Raw genomic sequence first — 15201 nt, 5'->3', positions numbered from 1 at the left:
TCACACCTCAGTTTCCGCGCTGCGTGCAACCACCCGCGGAAGTTGAGCACTTGGCGGCATTCAGAGAATTGGTGACGACAATGAGCCCTTCCATCTGAGCTGAGCGTTGGGCCAGGGTGGTTGTCGTGCTTCCCGCGTCGAGAAGGATCGTCTGACCGGCCTCGACCATTGCTGCCGCTGGCCTGGCAATCGCTCTTTTCTCGCGGCTACGTACGGCAGTGCGCAATTGGCAGGCAGCCTCCTTGTCCTTGGCAACCGGAACGACTCCGCCGCGGACCCGGCGGGGTTCTCCGCTTTCTTTCATTTCCATGAGATCGCGGCGTATCGTTTCGAGCGACACTCCAAAATCTTCCGTCAGCCGATCAACGCTTAGCGTGCCGAACGTTGCCAACATCGATCGAATGTGACGCCGTCGTTCCTCTTGCCACATAGATGCTCCCCAGTATCTTAGCAGTTTCTATCGTCGGCTTCGGGCCATAGCGCGATACGACAATAGGCTCGATGCGTCCAACCGACATGATGCTGGCGCCCATCCGTCCACGTAACTGACCGACTCAGCCGCGCTTCTATCGTTTCTAGAGCAACGGCAGAACTTCGGCGTGAAGTTCTGCCGTGCTTGCAGCGATGACCCGCTTGCCGGAGGTGATCGTGAGCGGCTTGCCCTCCCAGTCGGTGACAATGCCGCCGGCTTCTTCGATCACCGGCACCAGCGCCATGAAATCGTAAGGCTCCATCCGCGTCTCGATGACGAGGTCGATGTGTCCCGATGCAAGCAACCCATAATTATAGCAATCGCCGCCGAAGCGACACATCCGGGCAGTTTGGCTGATGCCCAGGATTTGATCGCGTTCTGATTCTGCAAAATAGAGGGGCGACGTGGTGTAGAAGTTCGCGTCGGCGAGGCGCCGGCAGTCGCGAACTTGGCATTTTGTGCGAATGCCGCTCGAGTTGACAAACCAGCTACCCAGGCCGGTTGCGCCCGTCCAGCGTTCCCGCAATGCGGGCATCTCGACGACGCCAATCTGTGAACGCCCTTGGATAGCGAGCGCGACCAGCGTTCCCCAAAGCGGAGACCCGGAAATGAAGCTGCGCGTGCCATCTATGGGATCGACCACCCACGTAGGCGAATCGAGATCACCTTGGATCCCGTATTCTTCACCGAAAATCGAATGCTCTGGAAATCGAGCGGAAATCGCCTTTCTGATGGCTTTCTCGACACGCCGATCTGCCTCCGTAACGGGGCTCTCGTCATCCTTCGTGTTGATGTCTATCGGCCGTCGAAACAATTCGGTGGCGTGAGCACCTGCGCTTCCGGCGAGCTCGAACGCGAAATCGACCAAATCAGACATCGAGTCTGCACCATCCATGCTGGCAACCTCCTGAGCATTACAGATCCAGCTTAAGGTACAAAAACACATATTGCCATATCGCTTTTGATACCGTGGCTTCGGTTGCCACGCAGAAACCCAAAAACAAAAAAAGCCATCTCGATTATTGCTCGCATCTCTAACCGGACGGCCACTCGGGCCTACCATGCGGTAATTGATATTGGCTTCGACAGAGAATTGCCTTTGGCTTCGTCGGGCAATTATGAGTCGCTGGGAAAAACTTGCCGACACTTCCGGGAGGCGCGCAAAACCCACATTGGTCCGCGATATTCGGCACCTCATCTCTTCGCGCATGCATGTTCGCCTTACCGAATGGAGCAGCAAGGCTCGGGGCTAGACGCATTGCCAGCGCGCTATAAGCGTCGCTCGGTGTTTAGCGGCGCGTTCAATCCGAAGAAAATCGACCGCTCAGCATCAAACGACGCATTTTGCATCAACAAAAGAATACCGCTTTCCCGGACTGGCTGAAAAAGAGATTGCCTTGGACTCGCTCGTCTCTGCTTTCTCTGCGACTATTGATCGTTCGCCGATGCTGCCTGCGAGGGGAATGCGGATGACTTGCAATGGCCCGTTTGATCGATCTCGAAGTCGCGCCGCGCCGCTGACATCGTGTCGAACGGTGTGTTGTTGACGCAGCGAGCGTGTGCCGGCGCGTATCACGGATACTGATCGGCCACCCTCCCCTAGTTCAAATCTGCCGGCAGCTCGCATGAGCCGCGCTGTAACCCGCTGGATGGGCGCCCGCGCGAACGCTTCGTGCTGCCTTCCTCACCCCATCACGTCCAACGTTTGAGGTAATTCAAATGACCACCAGTCATGATCAGGTCAAATTCGCTTACTGGGTTCCAAATGTTTCCGGTGGCCTCGTGATCAGCAAGATCGAGCAGCGAACCGGATGGGACATCGACTATAACCGCCGTCTTGCGCAGATCGCGGAACAGGCAGGGTTCGACTATGCACTGAGTCAGATCCGTTTCACCGCCGGATACGGCGCCGAGTTCCAGCATGAGCCGGTCGCCTTCAGCCACGCCTTGCTCGCCGCGACCACAAAGCTGAAAGTGATCGCGGCGCTGCTGCCCGGCCCCTGGAATCCGGCGGTCGCGGCCAAGCAGATCGCGACCATCAGTCAGCTGACCGAGGGGCGCGTCGCCGTCAACATCGTCAGCGGCTGGTTCCGCGGCGAGTTCGCCGCGATCGGCGAGCCCTGGCTCGACCACGACGAGCGCTACCGCCGCTCCGAAGAATTCATCCGCGCGCTGCGCGGAATCTGGACCCAGGACAATTTCACGTTCCGCGGCGATTTCTACCGCTTCTCGGACTACACGCTGAAGCCGAAGCCGGCGCATCCATTGCCCGAGATCTTCCAAGGCGGCAGTTCGCGCGCCGCACGCGACATGGCCTCGCGGGTGTCGGACTGGTACTTTACCAACGGCAATTCGGTGGCGGAAATCAAGAAGCAGGTCGACGACATCAGGGCGAAGGCGCACGCCAACAATCACTCGGTCAAGATCGGCGTCAACGCTTTTGCGATCGCGCGTGACAGCGAGGCCGAGGCGCGCGCCGTGCTCGACGAGATCATCGTCAAGGCCGATCCGGCGGCGGTCAACGCGTTCGGGCATGAGGTGAAGAACGCCGGCAAGGCCTCGCCTGAAGGTCAGGGCAATTGGGCGCAATCCAGCTTCGAGGATCTCGTCCAGTACAATGACGGCTTCAAGACCAATCTGATCGGCACGCCGGAACAGATCGCCCAGCGCATCGTCGCGCTGAAGGAGGTTGGCGTCGATCTCGTGCTGCTCGGCTTCCTGCACTTCCAGGAGGAGGTCGAATATTTCGGCTGCCGCGTCATTCCGCTGGTCCGTGCGCTGGAGGCAAAGGCCACTGCGCACGCCCAAGCAGCCGAGTGATGGGGGTCGCGCGACGTGACGGCGATGGGGACAAATGTCGACGTCCTTGCGCTGGAGGCGGCTCCAGCGGAAGGCAAGGCGCGGCAAACGGTGACCGTCAATGCTCACGATCGGCTGGCGGCGCCGGCCGCGGATCGTGTGGCGCGGCCGGTGCTGGCGCTGAGCGACATCGCGTTGACCTTCGGTGGCGTCGCCGCATTGCGCGACGTCGATCTTGCGGTGGAGCCGGGTGAAATCCGTGCCATCATCGGGCCCAATGGCGCCGGCAAGAGCTCGCTGCTCAACGTCATCAGCGGGCTCTACCGGCCCGACCGCGGCCGGGTCTGGCTCGGCGAACGCGCCTTCGCCCAGGTGCCGACGGCGCGATTGGCGGCGCACGGCGTTGCGCGCACGTTCCAGAACCTCGCGATCTTCAAGGGGCTGTCGGTGTTCGACAATGTCCTGATGGGGCTCGCGCACCGCGTCCGCGCCGGCTTCCTGCGCCAGATCATCGGCTCGCCGCTGGCGCGCCGGATCGAGGCGGAAAACTGCGCCGCTGCCGAAGACGTCATCGGTTTCCTGCATCTCGGCGACGTCCGCGAGCGCGCCGCCGGAAGCTTGCCTTATGGCTTGCAGAAGCGGGTCGAACTGGCGCGGGCGCTGGTGGCGCGGCCGAGGGCTGCTGCTGCTCGACGAGCCGTTCGCCGGTGTCACGTTGAGCGAGAAGCTCGATCTGTCCGAGCACGTGCGCAATGCGCGCGACCTCTATGGCGCCACCATCGTTCTGATCGAGCACGACATCGGTGTGGTGATGGGCCTCTCCGACCGGATCGCGGTGCTCGACAACGGCAGCAAGATCGCCGACGGCACGCCCGACGAGGTGAGGGCCGACCAGGCGGTGATCGACGCCTATCTCGGCGTCGCGCATCAGGACGTCACGGAGCTCGCGGTCTGATGTTCGATTATCAGTTTCTGATCGAGGTTTTGGTCGGTGGCCTGCTGTCGGGGGTGATGTACTCGCTGGTCGCGATCGGCTTCGTGCTGATCTACAAGACCTCGGGCGTACTCAATTTCGCGCAAGGCGCGATGCTGCTGTTCGCGGCGCTGACCTTCGTCAGCCTGATCGAGCGCGGCATCTCGTTTCCGGTTGCTTTCGTCATCACGCTCGCGATCATGGTCGTGCTCGGCGTCAGCGTCGAGCGCGCGGTGCTGCGGCCGCTGGTCAACCAGCCGCCGATCACTTTGTTCATGGCGACGCTCGGGCTGTCCTATGTGATCGAGGGCGCGGCGCAGCTGTTGTGGGGCACCCAGGTCCACGGCCTCGACATCGGGATCAGCGACGTGCCGCTCGACATCGCCGGGGTCCTCATCAGCCGGTTCGACCTGTTCGCCGCGGCGGTCGCGGGCAGCCTGGTGGCGCTGTTTGCGCTGTTCTTCTGCTACACCCGCACCGGGCTGTCGTTCCGCGCAGTCGCCGATGATCCGTTCGCGGCGCTGGCCGTCGGCCTGCGGCTGCCGCGGGTCTGGGCCAGCGTGTGGACCGCCTCCGGCATCGTCGCGCTGGTGGCGGGCCTGCTGTGGGGCGCGCGGCTCGGCGTGCAGTTCTCGCTGTCGCTGGTGGTGCTGAAGGCGCTGCCGGTGCTGGTGCTCGGCGGCTTCGATTCGATCGCCGGTGCGATCATCGGCGGTCTGCTGATCGGCGCCATCGAGAAGCTCTCCGAAGTCTATGTCGGGCCGCTGTTCGGCGGCGGCATCGAGGCCTGGGCGGCCTATGTCATGGCGCTGGTGCTGCTCCTGGTGCGGCCGTCGGGGCTGTTCGGGCAGAAGCTGGTCGAAAGGGTCTAGGCCATGAGCGCAGCACCATCGACCGCACAGCTCTCGCCCGGCGCCGGAGCCTTTGCGATTGCTGTCGGGGCCGCGATCGCTTTCGGCGCCGTTCCGCTGCTCGGCTCCGATTATCTGATGGACGCGGTGCTGACGCCGTTCCTCGCGCTGGCGCTCGCGGCCGTCGGGCTCAACCTGCTCACCGGCTACGCCGGGCAGGTGTCCCTGGGCTCCGCCGCGTTCCTCGCGGTCGGCGCTTATGCCACCTACAACCTTCACCTCCGACTGCCGGAGCTGCCGCTGTTGGTCGATCTGGTGCTCGCCGGCCTCATCGCGGCCGCGATCGGTATCGTGTTCGGATTGCCGAGCCTGCGGCTGCGCGGATTTTACCTCGCGGTCTCGACGCTCGCCGCGCAGTTCTTCGTGCAATGGGCGCTCACCAAGTTCGGCTGGTTCTCCAACGACAATCCGTCCGGTGTGATCGATGCCCCGGTGCTCAGCGTGGCCGGCTTCACCTTCACCAGCCCGGCAGGGCGCTACGTGTTCTCGCTGAGTGTCGTGGTGGTCGCGACGTTCCTGACGCTGCGGCTGTTGCGTGCACAGAGCGGCCGCAACTTCATCGCGGTGCGCGACCACGAACTCGCCGCCAAGGTGATCGGCGTGCCGCTGCTACGCACCAAGCTGCTCGCTTTCGGCGTTTCCTCGTTCCTGATCGGCATTGCCGGCGCGCTGTGGGCCTTCGCCTATCTGCGCACGGTCGAGCCGGCCGGCTTCAATCTGGATCGCTCGTTCCAGATCCTGTTCATCATCATCATCGGCGGGCTGGCCTCGCTGCGCGGCGCATTTCTCGGCGCCGCCTTCATCGTGGTGTTTCCGCTGATCCTGTCACGCGCCGGCGCGGCCTTGCTCGGCGGCGTGTTCGATTCCGGCGTGCTGGAGATGAGCCAGCGCATCGTCGTCGGCGTGCTCATCATCGCCTTCCTGATCGCCGAACCGCGCGGCCTGATCGCGCTGTGGGACCGGCTTTGGCGAGCGGTCGCGCGGCCGGCCGCCATCCGCAACACCTGACATTTCGCACCACTGGAGAGACCCAAGATGATTAAATCGAGATATCTGAAATTTGCCTTCGCCGCGGCGGTGGCCTCTGTGCTGGCCGCAGCACCGGCGGCGCGGGCCGACGAGCAGTTCTTCCCGCTGCAGAGCTACCGGGTCGGTCCCTATGCGGCCGGCGGCACCGGCTTCTTCGGCGGCTTCATCGACTATCTCAATTTGATCAACATCCGCGACGGCGGCGTCAACGGCGTCAAGCTGACCTGGGACGAGGGCGAGACCCAGTACGAGGTCGAGCGCGGCGTCGAGGTCTATGAGCGGCTGAAGGGGCGGCCCGGCGTTGCCGCCTGGAATCCGCTGTCGGTCGGCATCGCCTACGCCATGATCGACCGCATCACCAAGGACAAGGTGCCGCTCATCACCATCAATCACGGCCGCACCGATTCGACCGACGGCCGCGTGTTCCCCTACGTTTTCCCGCTGCTGCTCAATCCCTACAGCGAGACCTCCGGAATCGTGAACTACATCGCGAGCCGCGAGGGCGGGGTCGACAAGCTGAAAGACAAGAAGATCGTCGTGCTCTATCACGGCTCGCCCTACGGCAAGGAGACCATCCCGATCTACAAGCTCTTGGCCGACAAGTACCAGTTTAGTCTAGAGCAGATCGAGGTGCCGCATCCCGGCAACGAGCAGCAGTCGCAATGGCTGTCGATCCGCCGCGCCAAGCCCGATTACGTGGTGCTGCGCGGCTGGGGCGTGATGAACCCGGTGGCGTTGAAGACCGCGCAGAAGGTCGGCTTTCCGGCCGACCACATCATCGGCAACGTCTGGTCCAATTCCGAGGAAGACGTGATCCCGGCCGGCGACGCCGCCAAGGGCTACATCGCGATCACGACGCAGGCCTCGGGCGCGCAGTATCCGGTGCTGCAGGAGGTGATCAAGACGGTCTATGGCGCCGGCAAGGGCAATCTCGACGACAAGAAGCGGATCGGCAGCGTCTACCACAATCTGGGCATCGTGAACGGCATCCTCAATGTCGAGGCGATCCGCATCGCACAGGCGAAGTTCGGCAAGCGCACCTTGACCGGCGACGAAGTGCGCTGGGGCTTCGAGCATCTGCAGCTCGATCCGGCGCGGGTCGAAGCGCTCGGCGCCAAGGATCTGTTCCACTCGATCAACGTCACCTGGGACAATCACGAGGGCGACGGCCGCGTCACCTTCCAGCAGTGGGACGGCGGCAAGTGGAAGGTCGTCTCCGGCTGGATCGCGCCGGACTGGGCCTTCCTGCGTCCGATCATCGAGAAGTCGGCCGCCGCCTATGCCAAGGAGCACGGCATCAAGGTGCGGACCTCCGGCGACGATCCCGTCAGCAACTGACGCCGCAACGGGCGCGGGAGCTGTCCGGCTCCCGCGTCCCTCAAGACGATGGATCAACAGATGAGCGAAACCCTGCTCTCGGTCGAAGGCCTGGCCGCGACTTACAACCACGCGATCGCGGCCGTCAGCGACGTCTCGCTTGCCGTGCGGCGCGGCGAGATCGTCGCCGTGCTCGGCGCCAACGGCGCCGGCAAGTCGACCACGCTGCAGGCGGTCTCGGCGTTGCTCTCGGCGCGGCGCGGCCAGATCACCGCGGGCCGGATTGTTTTCGATGGCCGTGAAATCGCCGGCACCTCGGCGGCAACCCTGGTGCGCGCCGGCCTCGTGCCGGTGCTCGAGGGGCGGCACTGCTTCGCCTCGCTGACAGTGGAGGAAAACCTCATCACCGGCGCGATGGGGCGCGATGCGCGCCGGGCGGAGATCGCCGCGGACCTCGATCGCATTTATCAGCTGTTTCCGCGCCTGAAGCAGCATCGCCGCACGTTCGCCGGACTGACCTCGGGCGGCGAGCAGCAGATGACAGCGATCGGCCGGGCCCTGATGTCGCGCCCGCGGCTTCTGCTGCTCGACGAACCGTCGATGGGCCTCGCGCCACTGGTCGTCGAGGCAATCTTTCGCGCGCTCCAGCAGCTCAACAGCGAGCAGGGACTGTCGATCCTGGTCGCCGAGCAGAACTCGACCGTGGCGCTGCGCTTTGCTGACCACGCGGTCGTGCTCGAGAACGGGCGCAGCGTGCTGGCCGGCCGCGCGGCCGACCTGCGGCAGCGCGCCGACATCAAGACCCATTATCTCGGCGGATCGTCGCAAGGCGATCAGGGCCGGAGGCAGCCGCGCGAAGCTGTCGCATGATTGCAACCCGGAGAAACTGACCATGGCCAACGACAATCTCGCACGCAAGATCGACGACGTTTATGCCAGGCTCGATGCCGCCATCGACGCGACGGTGAAGGTGAATGCCGACCGCAACGACCGCGAGAGCCGCTTTCCGCGCGAGAATCTTCGCGCGCTGGCGGAGGCCGGCTGGACCGGTGTGCTGAACGAGCCGCAGTTCGGCGGGCTCGGCCTCAGCCATCTGGACTTCGCGGAAGCCGCCTACCGGATCGGGCAGGCCGATGCCTCCACCGGCTTGGTCTATGTCATGCATGTTGGTGCGGCGCAGACCATCAATCTGTTCGGTAACGCCGACCAGAAGGAGCGCTGGCTGAAGGCGAATAATGGCAGTCTGCTCGGCACCTATTCGACCAGCGAACGCGCCACCGGCGGGCACTGGTGGTACAATCTGTCCGAAGCCTCGCGCGACGGTGACGACTATCGCGTCAACGCGGAGAAGTCGTTCACAACGAGCTCGGGCCAGGCCGACTATTACGTGGTGCAGACGCGCACACCGGGCGCCAAGGATCAGGCCGACATCATCTTCTTCATCGTCGACGGCAAGGCAGAGGGGATCGAGTCCCGGCCCTGGGATGCGCTCGGCGTGCGGGCCAACCATTCCGGGGCGATCCGCTACAGCAATGTTCATGTGCCGCAACGCGACCGGCTCGGTGCCGAAGGGCAGGGCAAGGAGATCATCTATGACGGCGTGTCCCCGGTCTATCTGATCGGGCTCGGCGCGGTCTGGGAAGGCGTCGCGCGCGGCACGTTGAACGCTGCGATCGCCCACACCACGAGCTTCGTGCACAAGGACAGGAACAAGAGCCTGTCGGACTATCAGGCAATCCGCCAGGAGCTCGGCGCAGCCAAGGTGCTGGTCGAGACGCTGCGGCCGTGGCGCAACGAACTCGCGGGCAAGCTCGACGCGCTCTGGCGTGCCCGCAAGCGGCAAAGCGAAATCCTGATCCCGCTGACCGAGTTCAAGGTGCATGCTGCCGAGGTCGCCAACAAGGTCGCGGCGACGGCGCTTACGGTGACGGGCGGCTACGGCTATCACCGCGGTCCGATCGAGCGCGCCTATCGCGACGCCCGTGCAGCGATCGCGATGGGGCCCTCCAACGTTATCGCGCGCGACTGGATCGGAAAGTCGCTGGTCGGTCTGCCGCTGGAGCTCTTCTACGAGGGGGGAGAGTAAGTCGAATTTAGGGGAACCTTGCCAACCTTGGCGCACATGAGATGTCTCTCTTGTGGAATAGCTCTCCATTGCCGGTGGCGATGCTAGAGCATTTTCCGATCACGTTGCGTCGTAACCAGCCGCGACGAGATAATTTTGACATTCCTCGGGTGAGAAGCGTTTGAGCGCGCTGGCGATTGCTTGCCAGAGATCGGGCATGGTGCGCGCGGCCCGCGGCGCGCAGCAGCGCCTTCAATTTAGAGAAGGCCATCTCGATCGGGTTGAAGTCCGGACTGTAGGGAGGGAGATAGAGCAGGCTTGCGCCGACCGCCTGGATGGCCTCTCGAACGCCATGGACCTTATGAGCGGGCAGATTGTCCATGATAACGGTATCGCCGGGCCGCAGCGATGGGGCGAGCAATTGTTCGACGTAGGCCAGGAAAGCGTCGCCATCCATTGGACCGTCCAGAACAAGCGGCGCGATTAGACCATTTGCGCGCAATCCAGCGGTGAATGTCGTCGTCTTCCAATGTCCATGTGGGACGGCCGCGCGACATCGCTCGCCGCGTGGCGAGCGCCCGTAAAGCCGCGCCATTTTGGTGTTGGCGCTGGTTTCGTCGATGAAGACGAGGCGCTCTGGGTCAAGATCGATTTGCCCTTCGAACCACTCCTCACGCGCAGCATTTATATCGCGGCGCCGTTGCTCGGCGGCGTGCGCTGTCTTTTTTTGAGTGTGATCTTTCTGCGCTGGAAGAAACGCCAGAGCGACGCGATGCCGGCCGATATGCCACGACGCTTCAATAGTTCTTGCAACTCGGCGAGCGTGATATCCGGCTTCGCTGTCACCGCGTCCAAGATCAACTGTGCATGTGCTTCGATGCGCTGCGATTTGCGGTCACCGCCCTGGCGTTTAGGAACGATGTCGCCAACTTCCTTGAGGCGACTGCGCCAGCGGATCGCGCTCGCCGCGCTGACACCAAAACGCTCCGCGGCCTGTCGACAGGACAAGCCACCGTCAATCGCGGCTACCACCCTCTGGCGAAGATCAACTGAAAGCGCCCTGGTCATACATGCTGACCTCCTTCGTCAGCATGTCCCTTGAATCTGACTCGTGCTGTTTTGGGAATCCCTACCGATTCATTCCCGTCGGAAAATGCTCTAGAGCGACCAGGAGGTGTGCTGTCGGGAGGTCGACGGTCTCGATCAGACCAGCGGCGTCCATGTCCACGGCAAGACTCCCGCCGTCTTCTCAAGGCGCTTTAAACGGAGCCTTATCTGTCGAATGGCAGCTAGGGCGGGTCCGAGATCAAGAGCGATCCTGTTGGCGATAATTGGATCCGCCATTTTGCTTCGATATTGAGGTCGATAAGGATATTCATCATCTCCTGCCTTCCCGAACTCGCTATTGAGGGCCTCCCGAGAGAGGGGCAGATGATGTAATGGCGCCATCGGGACATCCAGGATTCGGACAAAGGACCGGCGGGCGCCAGCGCTACGACTGTACGGTCCCCAGTCGGTCTGGCAGGAGGTCGGCCAGGGGCTCCTCGACGATGCCTGCGCTCGGCTGACCGGCCGTCACGAAGAAGACGGCTGTTGGCTCCGGGCGGCGTCGTGCCGCGCTTCGAACCTTCGACCGGCGAGCCCGCGCACGACAGGCTAATAGCGGAAATGCGATCGGTCTATCTCGCGAACGACGTGCCATCTTACCTCGACGAAAAGGCCAAGGTCCTGTTGTCCGAAGGACGCGAGATGTTCAGAAGTCTCGATCTGGAACATCGATGGTTGGTGCCGGAAGACCGGGACATGCACGTCTTTCTATGGAGAGGATCCCAAGCGACCGCGGTCTTCAGTGCAGCCTTGGCGATGGCCGGCCTCAAATCCGGCGTTCACGAACTGGGCGTTTCGGTCTCCAAGATCAAACAGGAGGAGCTTCGCCCGATCTTGGACAAGCTCGCGCAGATGCGGGAGATCGATTCCGAGGACGTCGCGGAATTCGTCGCCAACATCAAGGTCGGAAAGTTCAGAGAGCAGGTCCCGGAAGGATTAGCACGATCGCTCTGGGCCAAGCAGAACCGCGGCAAGATAGCGGACATATCGGCGATGGCCGGCGGCACGTAGCCGTCCGAGCTTTCGGCCGCGAGGGGGAGGGACAACAAAATCCATTAGCTCCTCGCAAACGACATTGACGGCCATGTGCCGACTGGCGAGTCGGCTCGTCAGGACCTGCTGGATCAGATGTCGGCCGCGGATCGATGGCAAACGTCCTCCCTTGTTTGACTCCGAACTCTACGGCCTCCTTGTCGAGTTGAAGGGATTCCGTCACGTCGTCCGGCATCGGTATGGGTTTGATCTTGATCCGCGAAAAGTCGACAAGAACCTTGCTGGAGTACGCACAGCGTTTCCGGCGTTTGTCAAAGCCGTGACCTGCCTTGAGCGGATGACCGCTGGGCCGATGATGAGCCTTCTGCGTCGTCTTGCTCTCTCTCTGAAGGGCCTTGAACACATACATCATGCAGCCGATGGTGCATCCGATATCGGACAGTCTTGGGCGTCAAAGTATTCTTCGATCTCACCAACCGCTCTCTGCTCCCATTCGTCGGCCTGTGTCAGCAATGAAATTCGTTGGACTGGGCGGAATGCTGCGGCTTGACGGCACAGCGAAGCTATTGCGCGGTAGCGACGCACGTTTTCAAGAATTGCCGATCCCGTCATGTTTGATCTTCCCATTCAGCTTCGAGACGCGAACATGAGGCGGATCGATTTTCGATTGGTTAGCGGCCGGCTCGGAAAGCATCTATGGTTGGCAAATCGTTGCGATTTTGCCCCCCCCTCAACGCGGGACGTCAGCGGCGAGCGCTATCGGTAGTGATGCGTTGGTGCTGTAGAGTGCGTTCCGAAACATCCGGAGGTGCAGCGCATGGCGATCGTATTCATTGCCGGCAGTACGGATGGTCTCGGCTGGGCGGCGGCGCAGTCGCTTCTCGATCAGGGGCATCGAGTGGTGTTGCACGCGCGATCGGCGGATCGGGCCGCAGCCCTCGGAGAGCTCGCGTTGCGCTCCGAACGAGTTGTGGTCGGGGACCTGCAGAGCGGCGCCGAGACGAAAGGCATCGCGGACCAAGTGAACGCGATCGGGCGCATGGATGCGATCATCCATAACGCGGGCGTCTACACACAGCGGAGTCGTGGTTCGACTCCAGAAGGCCATGCTGGAACGCTGGCGATCAATACTCTTGCACCCTACGTGCTGACGGCACTGATCGAGCGCCCCGCTAGACTGGTCTATCTCAGCAGCGGGCTGCATCGTGGCGGGGAAGGCTCGTTGGATGACCTTGATTGGACCAAAAGGTCTTGGGATTCGGCCAGGGCCTACGCCGAGAGCAAGCTGCACCTCGTCGCGCTTGCGTCCGCGCTGGCGCGACGCTGGCCAAGCGTCCTAAGTAACGCGGTCGATCCAGGCTGGGCGCGCACGAAGATGGGTGGCGCGGGCGCCCCGGTAGATGTCGAAACGGGTCAGAAGACGCAAGCCTGGCTGGCCGTGAGCGACGATCCGGCCGCGCTAGTTAGCGGCCGCTACTGGCATCAACTCCGGCAACAGGAGCCGGCCAATGAGGCGACTGATCCGAGCTTCCAGGACGAACTCATCGATAAGTTGGGCAAGCTGACCGGAGTTAAACTACCGGCGTAGGTAACCAGCTTGGATCTGCTCTGGGCAAAACCGCCCGCGGCGGACCTATTGCCTGCACTTGAAAAAAATATGAAAAAAATTCCTTGATTTGGGCGTGTCGCCGGCGCCGTCGAAGACTTGCTCGACGCCGTTTTGGCTGGGCGGCGGGAGTCGTAGAAGTCCATGCGGACGCGGTGGTTCGCCCAGCGCTGGTCGAGATTGCTTCAGGCATTGGGAGCCGCGCTTTGGCCTTGAAGATACGTTTGAGGATCTTTTTATTGTACAATGATATGTAGACAGATCTAAGCCTTGACGAAGTTGGCGACAAATGATACCTTTGCATATCTTATAGAATAAAAAAGATACGTAAACAGATCATGGAACGGAACTCGGAAGCAACCCAACAGCTAGGACGCCTCCTCCGGGATGCAAGAAAGCAAGCGGGCCTGACTCAAGAGCAGGTGGCCGAACGCGCGGGCATTTCCCGGCCGCGTTACCGCGATATTGAGCAGGGCAACGCCGCTGCGCGGGCGACTACGCTGATTAACGTCGCGCGCGCTCTCGGCATGGAGCTAATGCTGATCCCACAGGCCATGGTGCCCGGCGTCACCGCACTCCTTCGGCCGTCCGAAGACGAGGACCGACCAGCGTTCACCACCGATATGGATGATGATGATGATGATGAGCACCCGGGTCCGCGCTCCTAACACCATCCAGTCGCTGGACGTGTTCCTTCAAGACCTCAAGGTCGGAACGGTCGTGCGTACGCCAGGCGATTTCAATGCCTTCAGTCTCGATCCGGCCTATCGAGCTATGGCGAAGCCCCCGATACTAAGCCTCTCGCTCCGCTCCGCCGATGGTGGCCTTCGCAAGGATCCGAAGCCCGTAGCACACATGCTGCCCGCGTTCTTCGCGAATATGTTGCCCGAGGACAAGCTTCGCGAGGCGATGGAAAAGCACCACGCGGGAACAGTGAGGCAAGGAAACGATTTCGACCTCCTGGCGGCGCTTGGCGAAGACCTGCCAGGTGCAGTGCGCGTCGTGCCGAGCGACGGCAGCACCACGATAGCCGTTCAAGACAATCCACGTGAGATCAAAGCGCGGTTTTCCTTGGCCGGAGTTCAGATGAAGCTCTCCGTGATGAAAAACACGGGCAAGGGTGGCGGGCTGACTTTGCCTATCGGCGACGAGCAAGGACAGTACATCGCAAAATTCCCCTCGACCAATCTTGCCGGATTGTCGGAAAACGAATTCGCCATTTTGGCGCTTTCCGAAATCCTCGGAATGGATGTGCGGGAACGCGAGCTTGTCGAAAAATCCGATTTCGAGGGAATTCCCGAAGAATTCAATACGCTGTCGACCGGCAAGGTCTTGCTGGTGAAGCGGTTCGACCGTGGGCCCAAAGGTACCCGAATTCACATCGAAGACTTCGCTCAGATCTTCGGTCGGCAGCCATCCAAAAAATACGATGACGCATCATACCACGACATCGCTTCCGCGCTGAACGTGGCGGTTTCGACCGACGCCGCACTCGAATTCGTTCGCCGACTGGCACTTGCCGCACTTGTCGGCAACGGCGACATGCACTTGAAGAACTGGTCCACAATATACCCAGGTGATGGTTGCACTCCGGCCATCGCCCCCGTGTACGACGTCCTATCAACCACCGCTTATTTTCCGAAGGACGATATGGCGCTCTCTTTGGGAGGAGAGAAATCCTTCAAAGCGCTTACTCCGGACCGCTGGCGAAAGTTCGCCAATCGCGCGCGGCTACCCGAACCGGCGGTAATCTCGGCCGTCGAGGAGGTCGTTTCGTTGGTGAACGACCATTGGTGGCAGCTCCCAGAGCGGGAAGTCGTTCCGGCCGCTGTTCTTAGTAAGATCGATGCCAAAATCGAGGAGATGAGCCCGGTTCTAGATCCCGGCCACGTTCCGAGGCCCTCCCTGGCTAACCCATGAGCTTGGTGC

General features: G+C 62.0%; 15 protein-coding genes and 3 pseudogenes. 13 read left to right on the top strand and 5 right to left on the bottom strand.

What is annotated here, in order from left to right:
• Positions 1 to 7: 7 nt before the first annotated feature.
• Both ACVILL_RS06710 and hisN read right to left on the bottom strand, forming a co-directional pair.
• Positions 8 to 430, bottom strand: a complete 423-nt coding sequence (locus tag ACVILL_RS06710; protein WP_456728355.1) for a DeoR/GlpR family DNA-binding transcription regulator — start codon at positions 428 to 430, stop codon at positions 8 to 10.
• A gap of 145 nt (positions 431 to 575) precedes the next feature.
• On the bottom strand, positions 576 to 1367 hold the full coding sequence (gene hisN / locus ACVILL_RS06705; protein ID WP_456718553.1) for a histidinol-phosphatase: 792 nt from the start codon (positions 1365 to 1367) through the stop codon (positions 576 to 578).
• An 824-nt stretch (positions 1368 to 2191) separates the two neighbouring features.
• Here hisN and sfnG point away from each other — a divergent pair.
• From sfnG to ACVILL_RS06670, 7 genes and pseudogenes are all read left to right on the top strand, one after another.
• Complete coding sequence (gene sfnG / locus ACVILL_RS06700) at positions 2192 to 3292, top strand: dimethylsulfone monooxygenase SfnG (protein ID WP_456728354.1); 1101 nt, start codon at positions 2192 to 2194, stop codon at positions 3290 to 3292.
• 24 nt (positions 3293 to 3316) lie between these two features.
• Positions 3317 to 4226: pseudogene (locus ACVILL_RS06695) on the top strand (ABC transporter ATP-binding protein).
• Entirely contained in the window at positions 4226 to 5116 is an 891-nt protein-coding gene (locus ACVILL_RS06690) for a branched-chain amino acid ABC transporter permease (RefSeq protein WP_456728353.1), read from the top strand. The pseudogene ACVILL_RS06695 and the gene ACVILL_RS06690 overlap by 1 nt, the downstream one beginning before the upstream one ends.
• Before the next feature lie 3 nt (positions 5117 to 5119).
• Positions 5120 to 6163 (top strand): branched-chain amino acid ABC transporter permease, encoded by a 1044-nt coding sequence (locus ACVILL_RS06685; protein ID WP_456728352.1) that lies wholly within the window; start codon positions 5120 to 5122, stop codon positions 6161 to 6163.
• Between the two features lie 27 nt (positions 6164 to 6190).
• Entirely contained in the window at positions 6191 to 7522 is a 1332-nt protein-coding gene (locus ACVILL_RS06680) for an ABC transporter substrate-binding protein (protein WP_456728351.1), read from the top strand.
• 60 nt (positions 7523 to 7582) lie between these two features.
• A complete protein-coding gene (locus ACVILL_RS06675) occupies positions 7583 to 8371 on the top strand; it encodes an ABC transporter ATP-binding protein (RefSeq protein ID WP_456728350.1) in 789 nt (262 codons plus the stop codon).
• Positions 8372 to 8393: 22 nt separating this feature from the next.
• Positions 8394 to 9587, top strand: coding sequence for an acyl-CoA dehydrogenase family protein (locus ACVILL_RS06670; protein WP_456728349.1), 1194 nt, complete (start codon positions 8394 to 8396; stop codon positions 9585 to 9587).
• Positions 9588 to 9594: 7 nt separating this feature from the next.
• Here the strand turns inward: ACVILL_RS06670 and ACVILL_RS06665 are convergent, their stop codons facing one another.
• The gene (locus ACVILL_RS06665; RefSeq protein WP_456734195.1) at positions 9595 to 10350 is read right to left on the bottom strand and encodes an IS630 family transposase; all 756 of its coding nucleotides are present in this window, start codon (positions 10348 to 10350) and stop codon (positions 9595 to 9597) included.
• Positions 10251 to 10634, bottom strand: coding sequence for an IS630 transposase-related protein (locus tag ACVILL_RS06660; RefSeq protein WP_456728348.1), 384 nt, complete (start codon positions 10632 to 10634; stop codon positions 10251 to 10253). Before ACVILL_RS06660 ends, ACVILL_RS06665 begins: the two co-directional genes overlap by 100 nt.
• A gap of 409 nt (positions 10635 to 11043) precedes the next feature.
• Here ACVILL_RS06660 and ACVILL_RS06655 point away from each other — a divergent pair.
• The 3 genes and pseudogenes from ACVILL_RS06655 to ACVILL_RS06645 all read left to right on the top strand — a co-directional run.
• A pseudogene (locus ACVILL_RS06655) lies at positions 11044 to 11226 on the top strand (hypothetical protein); the annotation flags it as partial.
• On the top strand, positions 11160 to 11684 hold the full coding sequence (locus tag ACVILL_RS06650; protein WP_456728347.1) for a DEAD/DEAH box helicase: 525 nt from the start codon (positions 11160 to 11162) through the stop codon (positions 11682 to 11684). The pseudogene ACVILL_RS06655 and the gene ACVILL_RS06650, both read left to right, overlap by 67 nt.
• A 73-nt stretch (positions 11685 to 11757) precedes the next feature.
• A pseudogene (locus ACVILL_RS06645) lies at positions 11758 to 11931 on the top strand (ribonuclease toxin HepT-like protein); the annotation flags it as partial.
• Between the two features lie 143 nt (positions 11932 to 12074).
• On the opposite strand, the gene ACVILL_RS06640 reads toward ACVILL_RS06645, so the two are convergent.
• A complete protein-coding gene (locus ACVILL_RS06640) occupies positions 12075 to 12278 on the bottom strand; it encodes a hypothetical protein (protein WP_456728346.1) in 204 nt (67 codons plus the stop codon).
• 205 nt (positions 12279 to 12483) lie between these two features.
• On the opposite strand from ACVILL_RS06640, the gene ACVILL_RS06635 reads away from it, so the two are divergent.
• The 3 genes from ACVILL_RS06635 (at position 12484) to ACVILL_RS06625 (ending at position 15192) form a co-directional block, all read left to right on the top strand.
• Positions 12484 to 13254: an SDR family oxidoreductase gene (locus tag ACVILL_RS06635; RefSeq protein WP_456718543.1), complete on the top strand. Its 771-nt coding sequence runs from the start codon at positions 12484 to 12486 to the stop codon at positions 13252 to 13254.
• A gap of 356 nt (positions 13255 to 13610) precedes the next feature.
• The gene (locus tag ACVILL_RS06630; RefSeq protein WP_456728345.1) at positions 13611 to 13940 is read left to right on the top strand and encodes a helix-turn-helix domain-containing protein; all 330 of its coding nucleotides are present in this window, start codon (positions 13611 to 13613) and stop codon (positions 13938 to 13940) included.
• On the top strand, positions 13915 to 15192 hold the full coding sequence (locus ACVILL_RS06625; RefSeq protein WP_456724965.1) for a type II toxin-antitoxin system HipA family toxin: 1278 nt from the start codon (positions 13915 to 13917) through the stop codon (positions 15190 to 15192). Before ACVILL_RS06630 ends, ACVILL_RS06625 begins: the two co-directional genes overlap by 26 nt.
• Positions 15193 to 15201: the final 9 nt, after the last annotated feature.

This window comes from Bradyrhizobium sp. USDA 3364, from assembly GCF_054056355.1.
This window is presented reverse-complemented; position numbering and strand designations above follow the sequence as displayed.

What these genes read in the sequence shown, in the direction of transcription:
- ACVILL_RS06660 (WP_456728348.1), bottom strand. Translation starts at nt 10,634, where the DNA reads ATGACCAGGGCGCTTTCAGTTGATCTTCGCCAGAGGGTGGTAGCCGCG.
- ACVILL_RS06675 (WP_456728350.1), top strand. Translation starts at nt 7,583, where the DNA reads ATGAGCGAAACCCTGCTCTCGGTCGAAGGCCTGGCCGCGACTTACAAC.
- ACVILL_RS06630 (WP_456728345.1), top strand. Translation starts at nt 13,611, where the DNA reads ATGGAACGGAACTCGGAAGCAACCCAACAGCTAGGACGCCTCCTCCGG.
- ACVILL_RS06625 (WP_456724965.1), top strand. Translation starts at nt 13,915, where the DNA reads ATGAGCACCCGGGTCCGCGCTCCTAACACCATCCAGTCGCTGGACGTG.
- ACVILL_RS06710 (WP_456728355.1), bottom strand. Translation starts at nt 430, where the DNA reads ATGTGGCAAGAGGAACGACGGCGTCACATTCGATCGATGTTGGCAACG.
- ACVILL_RS06635 (WP_456718543.1), top strand. Translation starts at nt 12,484, where the DNA reads ATGGCGATCGTATTCATTGCCGGCAGTACGGATGGTCTCGGCTGGGCG.
- ACVILL_RS06680 (WP_456728351.1), top strand. Translation starts at nt 6,191, where the DNA reads ATGATTAAATCGAGATATCTGAAATTTGCCTTCGCCGCGGCGGTGGCC.
- hisN (WP_456718553.1), bottom strand. Translation starts at nt 1,367, where the DNA reads ATGGATGGTGCAGACTCGATGTCTGATTTGGTCGATTTCGCGTTCGAG.
- ACVILL_RS06670 (WP_456728349.1), top strand. Translation starts at nt 8,394, where the DNA reads ATGGCCAACGACAATCTCGCACGCAAGATCGACGACGTTTATGCCAGG.
- ACVILL_RS06685 (WP_456728352.1), top strand. Translation starts at nt 5,120, where the DNA reads ATGAGCGCAGCACCATCGACCGCACAGCTCTCGCCCGGCGCCGGAGCC.
- ACVILL_RS06690 (WP_456728353.1), top strand. Translation starts at nt 4,226, where the DNA reads ATGTTCGATTATCAGTTTCTGATCGAGGTTTTGGTCGGTGGCCTGCTG.
- ACVILL_RS06640 (WP_456728346.1), bottom strand. Translation starts at nt 12,278, where the DNA reads ATGACGGGATCGGCAATTCTTGAAAACGTGCGTCGCTACCGCGCAATA.
- sfnG (WP_456728354.1), top strand. Translation starts at nt 2,192, where the DNA reads ATGACCACCAGTCATGATCAGGTCAAATTCGCTTACTGGGTTCCAAAT.